Source organism: Leuconostoc sp. BM2 (assembly GCF_002095565.1).
Lineage (GTDB): Bacteria > Bacillota > Bacilli > Lactobacillales > Lactobacillaceae > Leuconostoc > Leuconostoc falkenbergense.
Genome location: NZ_MOWQ01000114.1, coordinates 1 through 712 on the forward strand (window position 1 = coordinate 1; position 712 = coordinate 712).

1 protein-coding gene is annotated in these 712 nt (G+C 41.2%); it reads right to left on the reverse strand.

Annotation, left to right across the window (positions count from 1 at the left end):
• A partial coding sequence (locus BMG01_RS10700) for a bifunctional DNA primase/polymerase (protein WP_051586166.1) occupies window positions 1-656 on the reverse strand: 656 nt, incomplete at its 3' end.
• Between the last annotated feature and the right edge of the window lie 56 nt (window positions 657-712).

Consider the following 712-nt stretch of genomic DNA (forward strand, 5'->3'; position numbering starts at 1 on the left):
AACAGATAACCTGCTAAACTCATAGCTTGATTATTTCGTTCGCCTGTCACAAAGCCATTAATTGTCATTTTCCACCTGTCTGCAAGGCTATATTTTGCCTTGTAAGTATGACTAGGTCTATCAGTACCTAAACCATTTGCTAAGTCATATACACACGTTGGTACGGGCTTAATTTTGTCAAAAGTAGTAATTTGTCGATATTGCCCGCCTGTCAATGCGGACGGTGCTGTCATCACTGCTGTATTGCTCAAAACGTCTACACCTTTAATCGCATTGATCACATGTTTTGGTTTATCTTGTCCGCTGGGGATGAGATAGAACGCATGTAGTCCGCCTGTTGGTGTTTGTTCTACATAGGTATCTTGCAATGTATCAGGGTTGACGTTATGACTTTTAAACCATGCCAAAATACTAGCCATACCATTCTGCTCATGCTTATCAATATCAACGACAACTAGATTACTCTTTGATAGGTCTATCCCAACGTTGCCATTTTGATACTCTGGATGTTGAGTTATCCACTGCCTTAACTCATCCCCGTCAGCAAAGCTATTATTAAACCCACCCTCAACCGCATTGTACTTTTGATTAGGTAACGCCATAAATACATAAGCGCCTGCTTGTTGATATTGTCTGATATAGTCCCACTTATCCACAGTTACACCCTGCCTTTGAGTGTCTGCAACCGTGTCTCAATCTCATCAAGGTTAGT